The organism is uncultured Bacteroides sp. (assembly GCF_958445495.1).
Lineage (GTDB): Bacteria > Bacteroidota > Bacteroidia > Bacteroidales > Bacteroidaceae > Bacteroides.
In genome coordinates this window covers 24,632-40,591 of the sequence record NZ_CAUCSQ010000028.1, presented here as the reverse complement: position 1 = coordinate 40,591, position 15,960 = coordinate 24,632, and the positions used below count along the sequence as shown (strand labels likewise).

Genomic DNA, 15,960 nt, shown 5'->3' with positions numbered 1-15,960 from the left:
ACATTTTCAGAAAATATACTGCAAACGCGCCTGTACCAAAAAGAAATCTTTCTTGTAAAAGTTATTGCAATGTTTCCCTATCCATACATAGCTGCCGTTAACCTTCACTCCCAAATATCTGTTGAGATAAAAAATTACGCCCAAAGACAGGTCTTTCTCTTCTCCTCCCCGGATTCCTGCCTTGTCGTCATTCAAGTTGGTGTAATTGAAACGTGTTACCTGTTCTATTGTCTGCGGGGATACAGGACGTTCGGGGATGCCGTACATGGCATCGTAGCCGAACCCGCGTCCTTTGACAAGGAACCCTCCTTGTATATATCCGCCATGCGGGCGAAAAGCATGCTTTTCACCGGTGCGGTTGAAACGGTCGAAATAATATTCGGCCTGCAGCGTAAAGCGCGGGATTGTGTATAACGCTTCTATCACTCCTTTCATTTCCGTGCCTTTATTGGAAATTTCAGCTTCAAGCAGAGGGGCAGGAAATATGGAAGTTACCCCTGCGCTCTCTATCTCTCCTGTTGGAGCGGCCGGAGTATTAACCTCCTGGGTGCGGAAAGAGAAAGCTCCTCCGAAATGTAACAACCGGTGGTCTTTTTCTTGTCTTTTCCATACGGCACGGCTGGTAGAGACAAAAGCGTTTTTTGCCCGTCACCTATTTTATTAAGGTCGTTATGAGTGTAGATTCCGGTTCCCAACTACCAGTGTTCATTGTAGAAGTGATAAGTTATCCCCAACTTCCGGCTATTGGTAAAAGCTAAGACAGAAGCGGCAGACTGACGGAAACGGAGATCTGCCGTACTGATCAGCATGTCCATGGAAAAAGGTTCATAGCTGTTACCGAATGACAGGACTCCGTTTTTGAAGTGATAATTCAGCAGCAAGTCTTTGAAGGCCAGTTTTCCTCCTCCCATCCCCACATCAGCTTTCAGTTCGAACTTTTCATAGGTTGCCTTAAAGCCCAGCCGGAAGTCTTCCACCCGATAATACCCTTGCACTTTCTCTGTTCCATATCCGGAAACCGTGGCATCAAGCAATGCCCTTGAACGGAACTTTATCTGTAACGGTTCATTTGCCCGGACAGCCATCCATCCTATTAAAAAGAAGGTTATAAGAATCTGTACTCTTTTCATGCTTCAACGATATTGACAAGGTCGGGCAGAATTGCTTCTATGGAAGTTATCCATCCGTAATCGGCCATATTGAAAATCGGGGCATTGCAGTCCGGATTGATCGCGATGATTTTCCCAGCTCTTTCGATTGCCGCCGTATGTTGAATCTGCCCGCTGATTCCGATGGCTATGTATAGGTCCGGGGCAATGGTATGTCCTGTTTGTCCTACTTGTCTGCTGGCATCGACCAGCCCGGCTTCTACGGCGGCACGGGAGCCTGCAACTGCTGCCCCGATACGCTTTGCCCATTGTTCAATTTGCACGACTGTCTGCCTGTTTTTTACTCCCCGGCCTATGCCTACGATGATTTTGCTGTTCTCTAGCAGCTCCTCGTTGATGTTTTCCTGTATCTCACCGATAAGCTGTATGCGGGAATCCGTTTTAAAAGAGGAATAATCGTGTGGGATGATTTCTCCCGTTAACTGGTTGTTGGGAGAAAGTGCTTTCATTACTCCCGGACGTACCGATGCCATTTGCGGGCGGTGGTTGGGAGTGACAATAGTCGCCATCAGATTTCCACCGAAAGCCGGACGTATTTGTTGGAGCAGTCCGGTCTGCGTGTCGATATCCAGATTCGTACAGTCTGCTGTGAGCCCAGTCTGAAGCATGGCAGCTACGCGGGCTGACAATCCCCGTCCGCGCGAAGTTGCCCCGACCAGTAAAATTCCCGGGTTCAATTGCCTGACCAGCTTTACCAGGGCAAGTGCATAGTTCTCTTCAATGAAACATTCGAAACATTCGTTGTCAATGACATGGACTTTGGCCGCTCCGTATGAAACCTGTCGGGGAGCCAAGTGGCTTACTCCTTTCCCGATCAATACGGCTTCCACATCCTGATGAAGTTTGGCGGAAAGCTCGCTTGCTTTGCCCAAAAGTTCACCGGTAACGGAAAGCACCTCATTGTTTTCTACCTCGGCCAGTACCCAGATACCTTTGCCATTTGATGTGGAAACGACGGGAACGTCATCCGGTAAGTCCAGTACCAAGGCTCCGGCAGGACAATTCCGTACACAACTTCCGCATAACCGGCAGGCATAAGCATCTATGACAGGATATTCGTCAAGTTCAATGGCATTGTACGTACAACTGTCGGTACAAATTCCACATCCGGTACATAAGTTTTTTTTCAATTGCAATGCAAAAGGATTGGTTGTCATCGTATAACTTCTTTATTTGGTTTGGAAAATAAAATGAGAATGCAGAATGGATGCGAACGATGAAACGTCGGCAACCCAGCTTATCGTTTTTTTATTTGGGGGCACTTCGGTAGATACAACCCTGGTAGGGGAAGCATGTAACCCCACTGTATCGGCAGGCAAGCCGAGGTCCTTTTCGTTCCAACAAATGATTTCCTGTTCCTGCGCACGCCTCCATCCGCTTAATGTAGGACAATCCAACCGGCCGTTTTCCCGGCTCACCATAACGGCACAAGGAAGTTGAACCTTTATCCGTTGCAAAGTTTTCCCGGCCTTTTTATTCACCGTAATGTATCCGTAGGTAAGCTGTTTGATTTTTACCAGTTGGGTGATTTGCGGTATATCTAGCTGTCCGGCCACTTCAGGGCCAACCTGCGCTGTGTCCCCGTCTATGGCCATGCGCCCAAAAAACAACAGGTCATAGTTCTTTATTTTACGGACAGCGGCTGCAAGGACCAGGCTGGTACACCACGTGTCGCTTCCTGCAAAGGAAAGCGAAGACAACAGAATGGCACGGTCTGCCCCGCGTTGCAGGGCTTCACGTAATACGTTCCCGGCAGATGTTGGTCCCATACTTATGGCAATCACTTCGGCTTCATTTTTTTTCTTCAAATCAAGTGCTGTCTGTAGGGCATACAGGTCGTCCGGATTGGTCTGGCTGAGCGCGGAGGAGCGTTTCAATGTTTTGGTCCCAGAATCCATCTCTACTTTTGTGGACTTGGGAACCTGTTTTAAAAATACAATATATCGTTTCATTTGTTATTGAGTCAATGATTATTTTTATAGTAATATGGCATGATGCCTTCCGGCTGTCATCCTCCTTTTTTATTGGAGCGTGCATCCGCGCATTCCTGTTGGAAACCGGCAGAGAAAGGGTCTACCTTGCCAAAGCGTCCGGGGGCAAACAAGTTCGGATTGACAAACGGCTGTTCTCCCGTAATAAGTTCGGCTGCGAGCCGTCCCATACCGCCACCTGCCGCAACACCGCCCCCACAGCATCCGGTAACGGTAAATAGCCCTTCGTACTCTTGGACGGCTCCAATGACGAACATGGCATCCGGGACATAACATGAGGGGCCCGCCACATAATGCGCTATCGGCAAATCGTCTATATCGTGAAGATACTTCTTTAATAATGGGGCACATTCGTCAAGTACAGTCCATTCCGCTTCTTTATTGAAATCAAAATCACCCAGTTTCTCTGTCATGCAAGAGGGATCGAACGGTTGGCAACGACTTTCACGCAGGCCAATGATCAGAGCGCCTACGTCCGAACGGGTAAAAGCTCGGGCATCGGGAATAACGGTGAAAGGATGATTGGTTGGAAAACGCCCGGAGTTGATAGCCGTAATCCAGAAATGGCTCCGTACCGGAGTGAAAGGCAATCCTACATGGAGTGGACGCATCAGTAAGTTGGCCCATGCCCCTGCTGCATTTACCACCACAGGAACTTCTATCCGTGTCCCGTCGGATAAGATTACACCTGTCACACACGAGTGGTCCGTACATATTTCTTTTACCTTACAGTTCGGACGGATATCTACTCCCAACTTTCCGGCGGCCTTGGCATATCCGGAACATAACAAGGCTGAGTCGATGAAGGCATCGGTAGGCATATATAAAGCTGTATCTACGGAATTTGCATCGATCCAGGGAAGCAATTCCTGTGTTTTCTGCCGGTTAATCCGCTCATTAGGAATACCGAAACGGGTCGCAGCCTCTTCCAGTGCTTCCAGACTTTTCAGGGATGTTTCTGAAGAGGCGACAGTGATACTTCCGCACTGCTGTAATTCCAATGATTCACCCAACAGATTTTCTATTTCCGTTATACAGTCGTAAGTCTCCTGTACCAGTTCCATCAGTGCGGGTTTGGTACGTGCCCGTGTCAGCAGGCAAGCCGCACGAGAGGAAGCCTGGGAGGCAATCTCGTTCCCGTCCAGCAGCAATATCTTCCCGGCTTTCCGTTTTGCCAGCTGGTAGGCGGTGGCACATCCCAGCAGTCCGCCGCCTATGATTATGATATCATACTGTTTTTCCATTATCAAATTACATTATATTGGGGATTGACATATACATTTGTCTCCTTGTTTCCCAAGTTGAATATACTATTATACTTTCTATAAATCAAGATACCGGCTATGGTAAATAGTACGGTGCAGATGGCTCCTACAATACAAGCAATATGGTTGAACAAAGCGAACCACTCCAGATCTATGTTCAGCAGTTCTTTGGTTGAGAGCAATGTCACCGTACCCATGTATCCGATGAAATCTATCATTGCGATAAAAAAACCTACGTTGCCCTTGATGCGGAAACAGGCTATGAAACGGTCGAAAAAGATTGTCTGGAAAGTGAGATAGGCAATATACAGTGACAGACTCTGGATGAACAGCCATGTGACAGGACTAAGGTCCAATGTTTCATAATGGAAAGAAACATAAGTCATGGTTAAACAGCCCGCTACTACCAGAGTTATCAGCCAAAGCAGCGCTTTAATATTGCTGCGGAAGAAGATGAATAAGGTGAAAAGACCGAGAATAACCAACGTCACGACAGAATCTATCTGTGCAAACAGCCATGAGGACTGGTCGCTCATATCCAATATGTCAACCAGAAAATCTTCTTTAATGTCGCGTAAGACAAGCAACATGAAATTACCGACAAATAACAGGCTCAATATCAGGGCATACTTCTTGAACAGGGCTTTACGGCTCTTACCGTCCAGTGAAACCCGTTCGTTGCGCAAAGCAATGTCCTCTGCCGTCGGTTGGGGAAGTTTCTTCAGCATATACCCCATGAACACTAACAGGGGAAGGGCGAAGCCGCCAATGGTTGCCGGCATCCAGAACTGGTCTATCTGCATCTCGTTCATGGCGAACAGGCCGAAGCTCTTGGCTACTCCCGAGCTAAAGACTATACTGACTCCCAGGAGGCTAGCAAGGATGTCTGTAATTTTTCTGCCTTCTATGAAACTGAAAACAACTCCCCACATACACCCCAGTGAAAGTCCGTTGACAAACATGGCTGTGACGTTATAAGGGGCGGGTAAAAGCCCGAAACCTATTAAAGCCGCCTCTGCAAGAACGGCAGAGTACACGAAAAACTTGAATCGGTTCTCTTTTTTGAGTTCCGAGATGATTTTTATACCAAAGAATTTGGCAATGAAGTATCCCAATATCTGAATGGTAGTGACGATCACCTTATAGTCGTTACCGAAGAAGGTTAGTCCGTCAAACGATGCGGCCGTATAAGGCTTGCGCAACGCATAAACCAAAGAATAGGAAAGAAGCGCCGCACCACCTGCCCAAAGGATAAGGAGCGCTTCGGAAAGTTTTTTGTTTTTACTGATTGTTTCCATATAAAAGTTGTTTCTGTATTTCACGATGCAAAATTAGACGGGAGCATAATCTGAAAAAATAAATTCTTTATGTATTATAAACCGCAAATTCACGGGGCTTATGATGTTATGTTTATGTTGTGAAAATGTAATGTGTTTGTAATACACTAAGTGTAAAATTGCACGAATTTCCGATAATGATTATGGATAAATTACTGGCTCTTTACGAGCGAATGAAAAAACTGCGTGAATCGGGTGTCAGGTTGAAAGACATGTCGGAAGAAACCCTTATCTCTTCCAGTGTATTGTCATCATTATATTCTTCCGTACTTCCCATGTACGTGAACCTTGTATCCGGAGGAGATGAGAGTGAGGCTGCTTTGGAACAGGCGCTTCAGCAAGTCAATAATGTGTCCAAACGCAAACTGATGGGATGCCTTGACAAACTGTATGACCAGCTCAATGCAATGGAACCGAAGTTTATAAACAATAAGAACGGAGGACGACCTTTTTTGGACGACATAGAAAAGGAGGCGACAAAATATCTGCCTAATGCGGGTATTTATACCGGCTTGTATCTGGCGTACAGCTCTTCGTCTTTTTCCGACGGACTGAAAGTGGAACCTTATATGATAGCCTCCATCACTGATGGTGACATCATGCCTAAAGTCTACTCACAAAACATGTCGGGTGATTATTATACGGGAGTCGGATTGTTCTCTCCCTTTCAGATAGGATACTTGCTGTTCAATGAACAAAAAAAATTGCAGCTTGCACTGAAGGTGATATATCTGCAACTGCCCATCATCGAATATCCCGCTATGGTAAAAGGCATCTACCTGACACATGACTATAATAGGAATCCCATAGCGAGAAGAATAGTCCTGATACGCCAGGGAGATGAAATCCCTCTGGAGGAATTTGCGAAAATGAAGACCGCTGTCATTTCCAAAGAGAAGCTTACAGAGGAACAGATGAAGCTTTATGACTACACCTGCCATAAAGAGGACCACATAAGGAGTATGATGCTTTTTTCTCCGGGTAACGGCATAGATGAATTGCAAAAAGAAAAAAAAATGTTGGAGCTGTTATGAAACTGGTTTCTTCAAAACTTTGGATTACCCGTTCCATGACGCATCAAAGTTATGTACCACGTCTGTCAAAGCCTGCGCCGGTTCTTCTTTCAGATTCCGTATCTTCGGCTGCCGTACGGAGGATATTCTCCACCGTTTCGGACAAACTGCCGAAGGTTTGACGGAACGAGGTAGCAAACTTTACCTGCGCATCGTTCGTCAGTTTGCGATGGGCAATGTTGTCTTCCCGTTCCTTGCTCGTGGTAGCACGGATAATCTCCGGCATGGTCTGTTTGTTTTGGTACTTGGTGTAATTGTAGGTCTGTGTGGCAATAGTGGTGGGCTTGTCGCTGATGTCGTTGTTGTAAACCGACTTGTTGTCCATCATACGCCACAGCGACTTGTCCAAATCCTTGTCCTGTTACCAGAAGTGTTTTTACAGAATTATGTGCGGTGGCTAGTAACTTGAACTCAATGTCAACCTTCTTCAGGTCACGAAGATAGAACCTTTTGAAATGTTTGTTGTTCTTGAGATTTCCAAAGCTGCCACGTCCGTCAAGTATCTTTCCCTGGGATTCGTCTTTCTTGAATTGTTCGGGCCATACTTTCCTTAAACGTCTGACTTTGGCTTTCACTTTTTTGTAGGTATTCATTCCATCAAGTGTTTCATTTATTTAACGTGAGTTCGATATAAATCAAAAAATCGTAAGTTGCCCGTCATTGATAAAATTGCCATCAATGACGGGCTTCTTCTCAAAAAAACAGTATGCAGCGATAGCTGATAAAGAATAGGCTATAAAGTTACTGAAGGAACGGTGTCTGGAGTGCTCTATCTGCGCAATGTTCTTCAGTTCGTCATTGACCGTCTCAATCAAGCATCTTTTTCTGAGCAGAATCTTGTCCGCTATACTCATCAGCGAGTTTCTCATCTTGTTTTTAACTTTAGTGACAAGCTGTATTTCGTCAAGAAAGAGATTTTCAAACAAAGCCTGTCCGATATATCCCTTGTCGGCACAGAGTTTTCCCTTAATATTCTCCAAACTAAAGCAACTCCCCAAGATTTTTCATAATTCTCTGGTGCGGATAGGCTTGGAGTTCTTCTGCGGTAGTCATTCCGTTGAGCACTCCTGCAAAGTCCACTCCTGCATTCCGGGCAGTTTCCGCATCTACGGTACTGTCTCCGATATACAATGTCTCTTGCGGCGTACTTCCCAAATGTTCCAAAGCGAACTTTACTCCTTCCGGTGAGGGTTTCGCTGTTTTTACGTCTTCGCCGCCTACCACAATATCAAGGAAGTCTTCGGGTAGATGTTCTTCGAGGAAGCTCAATATCCGAAAGCGGTATTTGGTAGAGATGATTCCAATGCGGGCGCCCCGTTGTTTCAACTCTTTCAGGGTAGATAGCGCGTCGGGGAAGAGGCGTGTGTTTACATTCATGTGGACATCGGCTTCTTTTCTGTATTCCTGTCGGAAGGCTTCAAGCTGTGCCGGGTCGGTAACTCCGGTCAGAATGCTGAAAGATTCTTCCAGGGTTTTGCCAATAGTGCGTTTGATGGCTTCATCGGTGACGGTTGAATACCGGTGGCGGGTGAGCACTGTTCTGAAACACTTGACGATGCCGCGTGACGAATCGGCTAGCGTGTAGTCGAAATCGAATAGATAGGTTTTGTAATTCATTGGGGAGAACTTTTCAGCAAAAGTACTAAAATTCTTCTGTTATTTCACGGGCTCTACGGTATAGCCTTGTTTTTTTAATAAGTTTAGCAATCCTTTTTCGCCGGGGAGATGCAGGGCACCGACTGCTACGAAGGTGGGGGCGTTCTGCATGATGGACGGCAATTGGCTGGCCCATGCCTTGTTGCGGTTGTAAATCAGGGCGTCTTCTTCTCCGGGAAGCGGGTCGCATTGGTTGCCTTTACGTTCTTCGCTGATTCGGAGCATGGTGCTTAAATCTTGTTTCATATAGGCGTCTGTGAGTTTTTTAAGGGTTTTCACCTCTGCTTCCAGATTGTTGAGGGTGCACATTAGCAGTTGTGCCTGGCGTTGCAGGGAATAGCTGTTGAAAAGTAAGGAGAACTGGAAATCCGGTGTTTCCAGCCCTTCTGCTTTCTTGCCGTTCCGGATGGCTTGGCTTTGAAAGAAGGCGTCCAGTTGCTCTTGCGGATTGAATTTTCCTAGCTCTTTTACGTAGACTGCCACTACCGCATTGTTCAGCAGGAAAGCCGGTTTGAGTTTGGGCATCTGGCTTAAATCTGTCATCAGGTTTTCTTTGCAGAATTTGTTGGCTGTGGCAAAGTCTTCCGGTGTCAGGAGTGAGGCCAGGGTGGTGTCGCTCTCTATCATCATCATTTTCTGCATTTTCTGTATGGTGGCGGGAGAACTCATTTCCGACATTTTCAGTTCTCCGTAAACTTGCCGGGTGTCATTCATCGCCTTTTTTAATCCGGCAATGCTGTCCATGATGCTGAATGGCGCGAGGTGGTGTGTTCCCATGATGTAGGACGGTTGCTGCAAGCCATTGCCCGATACTTTCCATAGCAGTTGTGCGTTTGCACTGAAGGCTACGCAGATAAATAGGATTGCTCCGATAAATGATTTCATAATTGTAGGTCGTTTTTATGTTATTGATTAACGTATTCTTCCTCCGCTTATCCAGTGCCGGGTGTAGTAACTTTCGCTCAGGTTGCTGACAATCACCCCTTTGCTGCTGCTTGCGTGTACGAATTTCCCGTTTTTTAGGTAAATGCCCACATGGGCTACTTTTCTCTTTGAACGGCTGCTGCTGAAAAATACCAAATCGCCTTCCCGAAGGGAGCGTTTGCTTACCTTGCTGCTTTCTTTCTTCAAATCTTCCGTATTTCTCGGCACTTGCTTGCGATATACTTTCCGGTACACCTGATTGACGAAGCCCGAACAGTCCGTGCCTTTTTTCGAGTTGCCTCCGGCACGGTAAGGGACGCCTATCCACCCGGCAGATTCCAGGTAAAGTTTGTGATTGTCTTCCAGGCTGATGTCTGTTCCCAATAGAATGGAAGCCCTCGCCAATGCCTGGTAGTCTAGCCGGGGGGCAGATGTGCGACAGGAACTTAAAATAACGGTCAGTCCTGCCAGAATGAAAATGAATTTGCTTCTTGCTTTCATCGTCCGTCTTTTATGTTGATTCTTGAAATCGTTGCCACATTGGTGGCATGCTTTTCTTTATTCTTCGATATTGAAATAGGCTTCCAGTTCTTTTTCTGCAGAGTTGTTTTCGTTGTTGATGTCCCGGATGATGGCGCCGTATTCCAATAAAGCGATGCGGGGACATACGTCTACGGTGTGGTTCAGGTTGTGGCTGGAGATAATGACTGTTGCCTGATGCTCTTCGTTATATTTTTTTAGCAGGTGTTTGATGATGGACTGGGAACTGGGGTCGAGAAAGTTGAAGGGTTCGTCCAGTATCAGTAGTTGCGGGTAGTGGAGCATGGCGGAGATGATGCCTATTTTTTGCTTGTTCCCGGCGGAGTAGTTGCGGATTAATTTTTTCAGTCCGGTCACTTCTCCGTTCATAAAACGTTCGAAAGGGATGAGCCGTTCGTCCACTTCTTCTTTTTTCAGCCCGTACATTTTTCCGATGAAGTAGAAGTATTCTTCCGGAGTCAGATAGTCGATAAGGAAACCGTCGTCGATAAAGGCTCCCGTGAAGCTTTTCCAGTTTTCGCTTTGGCTTACGTCGATGTCGTTTACCGTGACTTTTCCTTCGTCTGCTTTCAGCAGGTCGAGTATCAGCCGGAAAAGGGTCGTTTTTCCGGCGCCGTTGTTTCCGACCAGTCCGAGCATGTCGCCCCGGTGGATTTCGTAATGTTCTATGTCTACGGCAGTCTTTTCGCCGAATTTCTTCTTTAGTTTATCAATGATTATCATATTTTTCCTCTTTTTTCTTATAAGTCGCTCTGTTTTTATCGTCCGTCATTTATTCCCGGCTGTCTCTGAAGCCTTCCATGTTTTCGTACCGTCGTTCCATGAAACGGCGATATACATTTTTAATCCACAGGGGAGATGCCAGCGTGAATCCGAGCCCGATTGCCAGCAGGATTATATAAGAGCATGTCTCTCCTGCCAATGTGTATAACAGGGTGTGCAGAAGCAAGGGGATGCCGAAAGCACAGAAGTTTACCAATATCTGGATGCCGCTGTTGGTCTGGCGGCTGCCTACTTTTTTATTCAGGGGGACGGTCTGTTTATTATATACTGCCAGTTGGAAGAAACAGAAATAGATGAAACCGATGGTATAGAAGAACCAGGCAAAGGCTCCCAGCAAGGGCAGCTTGCCTGTTATGATGGCGGGAACCATTAATATGAAGGGGATGATTTCGCCGATGCTGTATATATAGTATTTGGCTTTCAGCAGGCTCATGATGGATTCTTTGCGGGACATCAGGCCGTCGATGTAGTTGCCTTCGAATGACATAATCTGGGAAAGGATGATTAGCCCGAATGCGGTAAAGTTGTACACACAAATGAATGTGGACATTGTCTGCCCGTCGTAGATGTCCGAGAAGCTGAGTGCGCAGGAGAAGGCTACGACGATAATGGCGATGCTGCGTAGCGCTCCTTTGCAACGCCGGTTGCGTAAAAGCATTTTCAGTTCCAGTCTCATGTATTCTCCGACTTCTCCGTAGCGTTCGAAGAATTTGTATTCCGATACGTGTTTGATTCGTGTGTCGTCTACTTTTGCCAGTTCCGCATAAATAAGTCCGGACATGATTCTGCGGTTAATCAGCCATAGGATGACGATTACGGCTGCAGTGCAGAGGAAATAGAGGATGTTTCCTTCGATATATCCGTCTCCCAGGTTCATAAAGAAGTAGAAGAGGGGGCTATCTTCGGGAATGAAGAGTAGACAGCAGGTTCCGCCGTAGAAAACGATGGGCAGCAGAATCCACCAGATGCGTTCGTTGATAAGCGTACGGCAAAGCAGGTACCAGTAGTTGTTGGCGATAATCAGCAGCCAGATGCCTATGAGGTAGGTGATGACGCCGGTAACTCCGAAGAAACGGGTAATGGAGATAATGGAAAAAGGTACGAAAAGAAATAGCCAGAAGAGGTTGAATGCGCTTAGCCCGGAACGGATGAGCAGGAAATCGATGACACGGTTTCGTTTGACCGGCAACAGAAGGTAGGGTTTTACCTCCTGTGTCGGTGTTTTCTGGAATGGAACGCGCAACAGGAAATCCAATGCGAGAATGAAAATCAGAACGACTGCATTCATTACATGATATGGTTCCCGATTGGGAACCATATCTGAAAAACCGAATGCAAACGTTGTTCCGAAGAATATCAGGTAGCCGGCCCAGAACGCGCCCATGACATAACTGAGTATTTTGGCGATTTTATTCTTCTCGTACATCGGATGCCGTCTGGCGGCAAGCTTTCCGTGTTTGCGCAATTCGTTGAATATCATCATCTATGCAAAAGAATTTTTATTTGTTTTCTTCCGGCACGGTCATAATGACTTGAATCTTGTTGTCTTGCCGCATCAGTTTGCCGAGGAAGTCTTGCACTTCTTTAGCGGTGATGCTGTTGACTGTCTTTTCATAGTCTCGGGTGTTGTCGATGCCGGTATAGAAATATTCGTCCAGATTGTTCAGCCAGTAACTGTTTTCTTTCTGGGCGTCTTTGTATTTCTTCAACATATATTCTTTGATTTTCTGCATGTGTTCTGCAGACGGGCCTTCTTTCGCCATTTTTTCCAGTTGTTCCACGACGATGGCAGACAGTTTGTCTTTCTTTGCGGGGTCTGTCTGGAATATGATTTGAAGGATGAGCTCTTCTTTCGGGTATTTACTCAGGTTTCCGTTGCAGCTTACTCCATACGTGCCGCCTTCCTTTTCACGGATTTCTGCCGTATAGACGAGGTCTAGCGCTTGGTCCAGGAAGCTGAGCAGGATGCTGTTGCGCAGGTCGTATTTGCAACTGCCGCTGTAAAGGAACATGATTGTGGCTGTCGGGGTTTCCTGGGCCTTTGCGAATTCGTTTTTGTATTGTCCTTTGCGGATGTACATCTGATTGTCTTTGAACGTTTCCTTGCGGTTGATGGAGGGCAGGCTGCCCAGGTATTTTGCAATCAGGGGTTTCATCTGTTCCAGATTAACGTTTCCTACCAGGTAGAAGGTGAAGTCGCTCGCATCTTTATAACGGTCTTTATACATTTCGAGGATGCGGTCGTAGTCAATCCGGTCTACCATGTTTTCTTTCAGCTTGATGGCGCGCGGGTGATTGCCGTATAGGGCTCGCGTCACCGTATCGCTGAATGCCGTCATCGGGTTGGCGTCCGCATTTTGAAGTTCTGCTTTCAGGCGGTTCTTATAGGATTCGAATGCTTCATTGTCTTTACGCGGCGAGGTGAAGGTGAGGTAAGTCAACTGCATCATCGTTTCGAAGTCTTTCGGAGAACAGCTACCGGAGATTGCTTCTGTCGTGTTACCGATGCCGGCTCTTACGGAAGCTCGTTTTCCGGCAAGTGCCTTGCCCAGTTCTATTTTACTGAAATTACCGATTCCGCCTACCGGGGCTACTCCGTTTAGTTGGGAAATATTGATGATTTCATTGTTCGGGAATACGCTGGTGCCGCCGGGGCTTACGCCTTTCATCAGGATTTGGTCTGCTTTGAAGTCTGTCGGTTTTACATATACCGTCACGCCGTTGGAAAGTACCAGTTTTGTACTGCCATAGATATCACCGGCTTTTTCGGAGATGATTTTTCCGCCTTTCGGCTCTTCGGAAAGGAGGGGCTCGTCAGATACTTTGTCTTCGTATGGCTTCAAGTCGAATGAATTCATCTGTTTCAGCAGGGCTGTAACTTTTTCTTTGGCCGGATATTCGGCTCCTTCTTTTTCAGGACCGGAAATCAGCACTACTTGGTTGTTTTCGGTGACTAGTTGTTTCATCAGGTCGTTGATGGCCTGTACGGGGATGTTCGGAGCCATCCGGTTCACGAGCATGTATTCGAATTCGATGCCGGGAATCGGTTCTTTGTCGAGGAAGTTGCCGATGTATTCTCTGACATAGCTGGCGCTTTTGGTCTTTTCGCGTTCGTTGTAGGCAGACTCTACGCTTTGGATGTAGTTGGCGCGTGCGCGTTCGTATTCGGTTTCGGTAAATCCGAAACGGCGTGCGCGTTCCGCTTCTTCCAGAACGGTTTTCATTGCCAGGTCTATGCCGTTGATTTTACTGTCTGCACTGAGGGTGAACGCTTCTTTAGTCTTAGCCAGGAAGTAATTGCCGTATCCGCAGCCGGCGTTGGTGAAAGGAGGATTGGCGGTCTGGCGAATTTCGTTCAGGCGGTTGTTCAGCATGTTTATCGCCATGTTGAGCATATATTGTGTAGCGTAGTAGGCGATGGTGTTTTTCAGGGAGTCCGGTGTGGCGTCTTGTTTGAAGAAGATGCTGACGGACGGATTTTCCACTTCTTTGTCGGTTCCGATATAAACCAGCGGTTCTTTATTGTCTGCTACGGGGTAGTAGATGCGTTCGGCGGGATTTACCGGTGCTTTTACGTCTGCAAATACTTTTTTCAGTTTGGCTTCCATCTCTTCGGCGTTGATGTCACCTACGATAATAATCCCTTGCAGGTCGGGACGATACCATTTTACGTAGTAGTCACGGATGTCCTGATAGGGGAAGTTGTTGATGACGTCGATGCTGCCGATGGGCATGCAGTCTGAGTATTTGGAATTCGGATACATGGTAGGCTGTGCGTCTGTCATGATACGCAGCATGCCGCTGTTGCGGCTTCTCCATTCTTCGCGAATCACACCGCGTTCTTTATCGATTTCTTTATCGGCAAGGTTGATGGCGTTTGACCAGTCGTGCAGAATCAGCAGGCAGGAATCTACTACGTTCTGGTTTTCCGTCGGTACGTTGCTGATGTTGTAGACGGTCTGGTCTACACTGGTGTAAGCATTCAGGTTGGTCCCGAACTTTATGCCTTTTGTCTCGCACCAAGGAACAATGCCGAGTCCGGTTTCATCACCGGGGAAATGCTTGGTCCCATTGAAGGCCATGTGTTCCAGAAAATGCGCAAGGCCGCGTTGTTGTGGCTCTTCGAGGATTGAACCTACCTTTTGTGCGATGTAGAATTCGACACGTTTTTCCGGAAGTGCATTGTGCCGGATGTAGTAGGTAAGCCCGTTGTCGAGTTTGCCGATACGGACATTCTTGTCCACGGGCAGCGCTTGCATGGGTTGTGCAAGTACAAGCTGGAAATTGCAACACAAAAGGAGCGTTGCAATGAATAATCCACGTAATAAATGTTTCATGTTCTATTTAATTTAAATAAGTTGTTTCTGCATTATCTGTCGTAGTGCTTTGTGGTAAATCACAAACGTGCAGAAAAAAAGAGTCATTTGGCAGCTTGTCGTATTTTCACCAGTTTGGTAAGTAATCCTTCCAGCAGGTCGAGTTTCAGCATGTTTGCCCCGTCGCTTTTTGCCACGGTGGGGTTTTCGTGGGTTTCGATGAAGATTCCGTCGGCGCCGACTGCGATGCCTGCCTTGGCGATTGTCTCTATCAACTGCGGCATGCCGCCGGTCACTCCGCTGGTTTGATTGGGCTGTTGCAGCGAATGGGTGACGTCAAGGATAACCGGATAGCCGAATGACTGCATTTCCGGAATGCCGCGATAGTCTACCACGAGGTCTTGATAACCGAATGTTGTGCCGCGTTCGGTCAGCATGACTGAGTTGTTGCCTGCTTCCACCACTTTTTCCGCTGCAAATTGCATGGCTAGCGGGGAAAGGAACTGTCCTTTTTTGATATTGATTGTCTTTCCGGTTTTGGCGGCGGCGACCAACAGGTCTGTTTGGCGGCAGAGAAATGCGGGAATCTGGAGTATGTCTACGTATTCGGCGGCCATCGCTGCTTCATCGGCGGCATGGATATCCGTTACGGTGGGGATGCCGAAGGTGTCGTGTACTTTTTTCAGTACTTTCAACGCTTTTTCGTCGCCGATGCCCATGAATGAATCCATACGCGAACGGTTGGCTTTGCGGTATGAGCCTTTGAACACGTAGGGTATCTGCAGGGTTTCGGTGATTTTCACCACCCGTTCTGCAATACGCATTGCCATTTCTTCGCCTTCTATGACACATGGGCCGGCCAATAGGAAAAAGTTGCCGGCAGGGTTGTTTTTAAGTTCAATCATA

General features: G+C 47.0%; 15 protein-coding genes and 1 pseudogene. 1 reads left to right on the top strand and 15 read right to left on the bottom strand.

Annotated elements, in window-relative coordinates; translation table 11 throughout:
• Positions 1–6: 6 nt before the first annotated feature.
• The 6 genes from Q5076_RS10940 to Q5076_RS10915 form a co-directional block, all read right to left on the bottom strand.
• Positions 7–582 (bottom strand): porin, encoded by a 576-nt coding sequence (locus Q5076_RS10940; RefSeq protein WP_303013131.1) that lies wholly within the window; start codon positions 580–582, stop codon positions 7–9.
• A gap of 113 nt (positions 583–695) precedes the next feature.
• Positions 696–1,130 (bottom strand): porin, encoded by a 435-nt coding sequence (locus Q5076_RS10935; RefSeq protein ID WP_303013129.1) that lies wholly within the window; start codon positions 1,128–1,130, stop codon positions 696–698.
• Complete coding sequence (locus tag Q5076_RS10930) at positions 1,127–2,326, bottom strand: electron transfer flavoprotein subunit alpha (protein WP_303013128.1); 1,200 nt, start codon at positions 2,324–2,326, stop codon at positions 1,127–1,129. Before Q5076_RS10930 ends, Q5076_RS10935 begins: the two co-directional genes overlap by 4 nt.
• Before the next feature lie 12 nt (positions 2,327–2,338).
• Positions 2,339–3,121 (bottom strand): electron transfer flavoprotein subunit beta/FixA family protein, encoded by a 783-nt coding sequence (locus Q5076_RS10925; RefSeq protein ID WP_303013127.1) that lies wholly within the window; start codon positions 3,119–3,121, stop codon positions 2,339–2,341.
• A 56-nt stretch (positions 3,122–3,177) separates the two neighbouring features.
• Positions 3,178–4,404, bottom strand: a complete 1,227-nt coding sequence (locus Q5076_RS10920; protein WP_303013126.1) for an FAD-binding oxidoreductase — start codon at positions 4,402–4,404, stop codon at positions 3,178–3,180.
• A 2-nt stretch (positions 4,405–4,406) separates the two neighbouring features.
• On the bottom strand, positions 4,407–5,723 hold the full coding sequence (locus tag Q5076_RS10915) for a DUF5690 family protein (RefSeq protein WP_303013125.1): 1,317 nt from the start codon (positions 5,721–5,723) through the stop codon (positions 4,407–4,409).
• Positions 5,724–5,905: 182 nt separating this feature from the next.
• Between Q5076_RS10915 and Q5076_RS10910 the strand changes: the two genes are divergently transcribed.
• Complete coding sequence (locus tag Q5076_RS10910) at positions 5,906–6,796, top strand: hypothetical protein (RefSeq protein ID WP_303013124.1); 891 nt, start codon at positions 5,906–5,908, stop codon at positions 6,794–6,796.
• A gap of 49 nt (positions 6,797–6,845) precedes the next feature.
• On the opposite strand, the gene Q5076_RS10905 is transcribed toward Q5076_RS10910, so the two are convergent.
• The 9 genes and pseudogenes from Q5076_RS10905 to kdsA form a co-directional block, all read right to left on the bottom strand.
• Positions 6,846–7,184 carry a hypothetical protein gene (locus tag Q5076_RS10905; RefSeq protein ID WP_303013123.1) on the bottom strand — a complete coding sequence of 113 codons (339 nt, stop codon included), beginning with the start codon at positions 7,182–7,184 and terminating at the stop codon, positions 6,846–6,848.
• Between the two features lie 286 nt (positions 7,185–7,470).
• Positions 7,471–7,815: pseudogene (locus tag Q5076_RS10900) on the bottom strand (transposase); the annotation flags it as partial.
• A gap of 1 nt (position 7,816) precedes the next feature.
• Entirely contained in the window at positions 7,817–8,452 is a 636-nt protein-coding gene (locus tag Q5076_RS10895) for an HAD-IA family hydrolase (RefSeq protein WP_303013122.1), read from the bottom strand.
• A gap of 39 nt (positions 8,453–8,491) precedes the next feature.
• Positions 8,492–9,376 (bottom strand): TraB/GumN family protein, encoded by an 885-nt coding sequence (locus Q5076_RS10890; RefSeq protein ID WP_303013120.1) that lies wholly within the window; start codon positions 9,374–9,376, stop codon positions 8,492–8,494.
• A gap of 27 nt (positions 9,377–9,403) precedes the next feature.
• Entirely contained in the window at positions 9,404–9,916 is a 513-nt protein-coding gene (locus Q5076_RS10885) for a C40 family peptidase (protein ID WP_303013119.1), read from the bottom strand.
• 57 nt (positions 9,917–9,973) lie between these two features.
• Positions 9,974–10,678: an ABC transporter ATP-binding protein gene (locus Q5076_RS10880; protein ID WP_303013117.1), complete on the bottom strand. Its 705-nt coding sequence runs from the start codon at positions 10,676–10,678 to the stop codon at positions 9,974–9,976.
• A gap of 49 nt (positions 10,679–10,727) precedes the next feature.
• Complete coding sequence (locus Q5076_RS10875; RefSeq protein WP_303013116.1) at positions 10,728–12,221, bottom strand: DUF5687 family protein; 1,494 nt, start codon at positions 12,219–12,221, stop codon at positions 10,728–10,730.
• Positions 12,222–12,237: 16 nt separating this feature from the next.
• Entirely contained in the window at positions 12,238–15,075 is a 2,838-nt protein-coding gene (locus tag Q5076_RS10870; RefSeq protein ID WP_303013115.1) for a pitrilysin family protein, read from the bottom strand.
• An 83-nt stretch (positions 15,076–15,158) separates the two neighbouring features.
• A complete protein-coding gene (kdsA, locus tag Q5076_RS10865) occupies positions 15,159–15,959 on the bottom strand; it encodes a 3-deoxy-8-phosphooctulonate synthase (RefSeq protein ID WP_303013114.1) in 801 nt (266 codons plus the stop codon).
• Between the last annotated feature and the right edge of the window lies 1 nt (position 15,960).

What these genes read in the sequence shown, in the direction of transcription:
- Q5076_RS10935 (WP_303013129.1), bottom strand. Translation starts at nt 1,130, where the DNA reads ATGAAAAGAGTACAGATTCTTATAACCTTCTTTTTAATAGGATGGATG.
- Q5076_RS10930 (WP_303013128.1), bottom strand. Translation starts at nt 2,326, where the DNA reads ATGACAACCAATCCTTTTGCATTGCAATTGAAAAAAAACTTATGTACC.
- Q5076_RS10925 (WP_303013127.1), bottom strand. Translation starts at nt 3,121, where the DNA reads ATGAAACGATATATTGTATTTTTAAAACAGGTTCCCAAGTCCACAAAA.
- Q5076_RS10920 (WP_303013126.1), bottom strand. Translation starts at nt 4,404, where the DNA reads ATGGAAAAACAGTATGATATCATAATCATAGGCGGCGGACTGCTGGGA.
- Q5076_RS10915 (WP_303013125.1), bottom strand. Translation starts at nt 5,723, where the DNA reads ATGGAAACAATCAGTAAAAACAAAAAACTTTCCGAAGCGCTCCTTATC.
- Q5076_RS10910 (WP_303013124.1), top strand. Translation starts at nt 5,906, where the DNA reads ATGGATAAATTACTGGCTCTTTACGAGCGAATGAAAAAACTGCGTGAA.
- Q5076_RS10895 (WP_303013122.1), bottom strand. Translation starts at nt 8,452, where the DNA reads ATGAATTACAAAACCTATCTATTCGATTTCGACTACACGCTAGCCGAT.
- Q5076_RS10890 (WP_303013120.1), bottom strand. Translation starts at nt 9,376, where the DNA reads ATGAAATCATTTATCGGAGCAATCCTATTTATCTGCGTAGCCTTCAGT.
- Q5076_RS10885 (WP_303013119.1), bottom strand. Translation starts at nt 9,916, where the DNA reads ATGAAAGCAAGAAGCAAATTCATTTTCATTCTGGCAGGACTGACCGTT.
- Q5076_RS10880 (WP_303013117.1), bottom strand. Translation starts at nt 10,678, where the DNA reads ATGATAATCATTGATAAACTAAAGAAGAAATTCGGCGAAAAGACTGCC.
- Q5076_RS10875 (WP_303013116.1), bottom strand. Translation starts at nt 12,221, where the DNA reads ATGATGATATTCAACGAATTGCGCAAACACGGAAAGCTTGCCGCCAGA.
- Q5076_RS10870 (WP_303013115.1), bottom strand. Translation starts at nt 15,075, where the DNA reads ATGAAACATTTATTACGTGGATTATTCATTGCAACGCTCCTTTTGTGT.
- kdsA (WP_303013114.1), bottom strand. Translation starts at nt 15,959, where the DNA reads ATGATTGAACTTAAAAACAACCCTGCCGGCAACTTTTTCCTATTGGCC.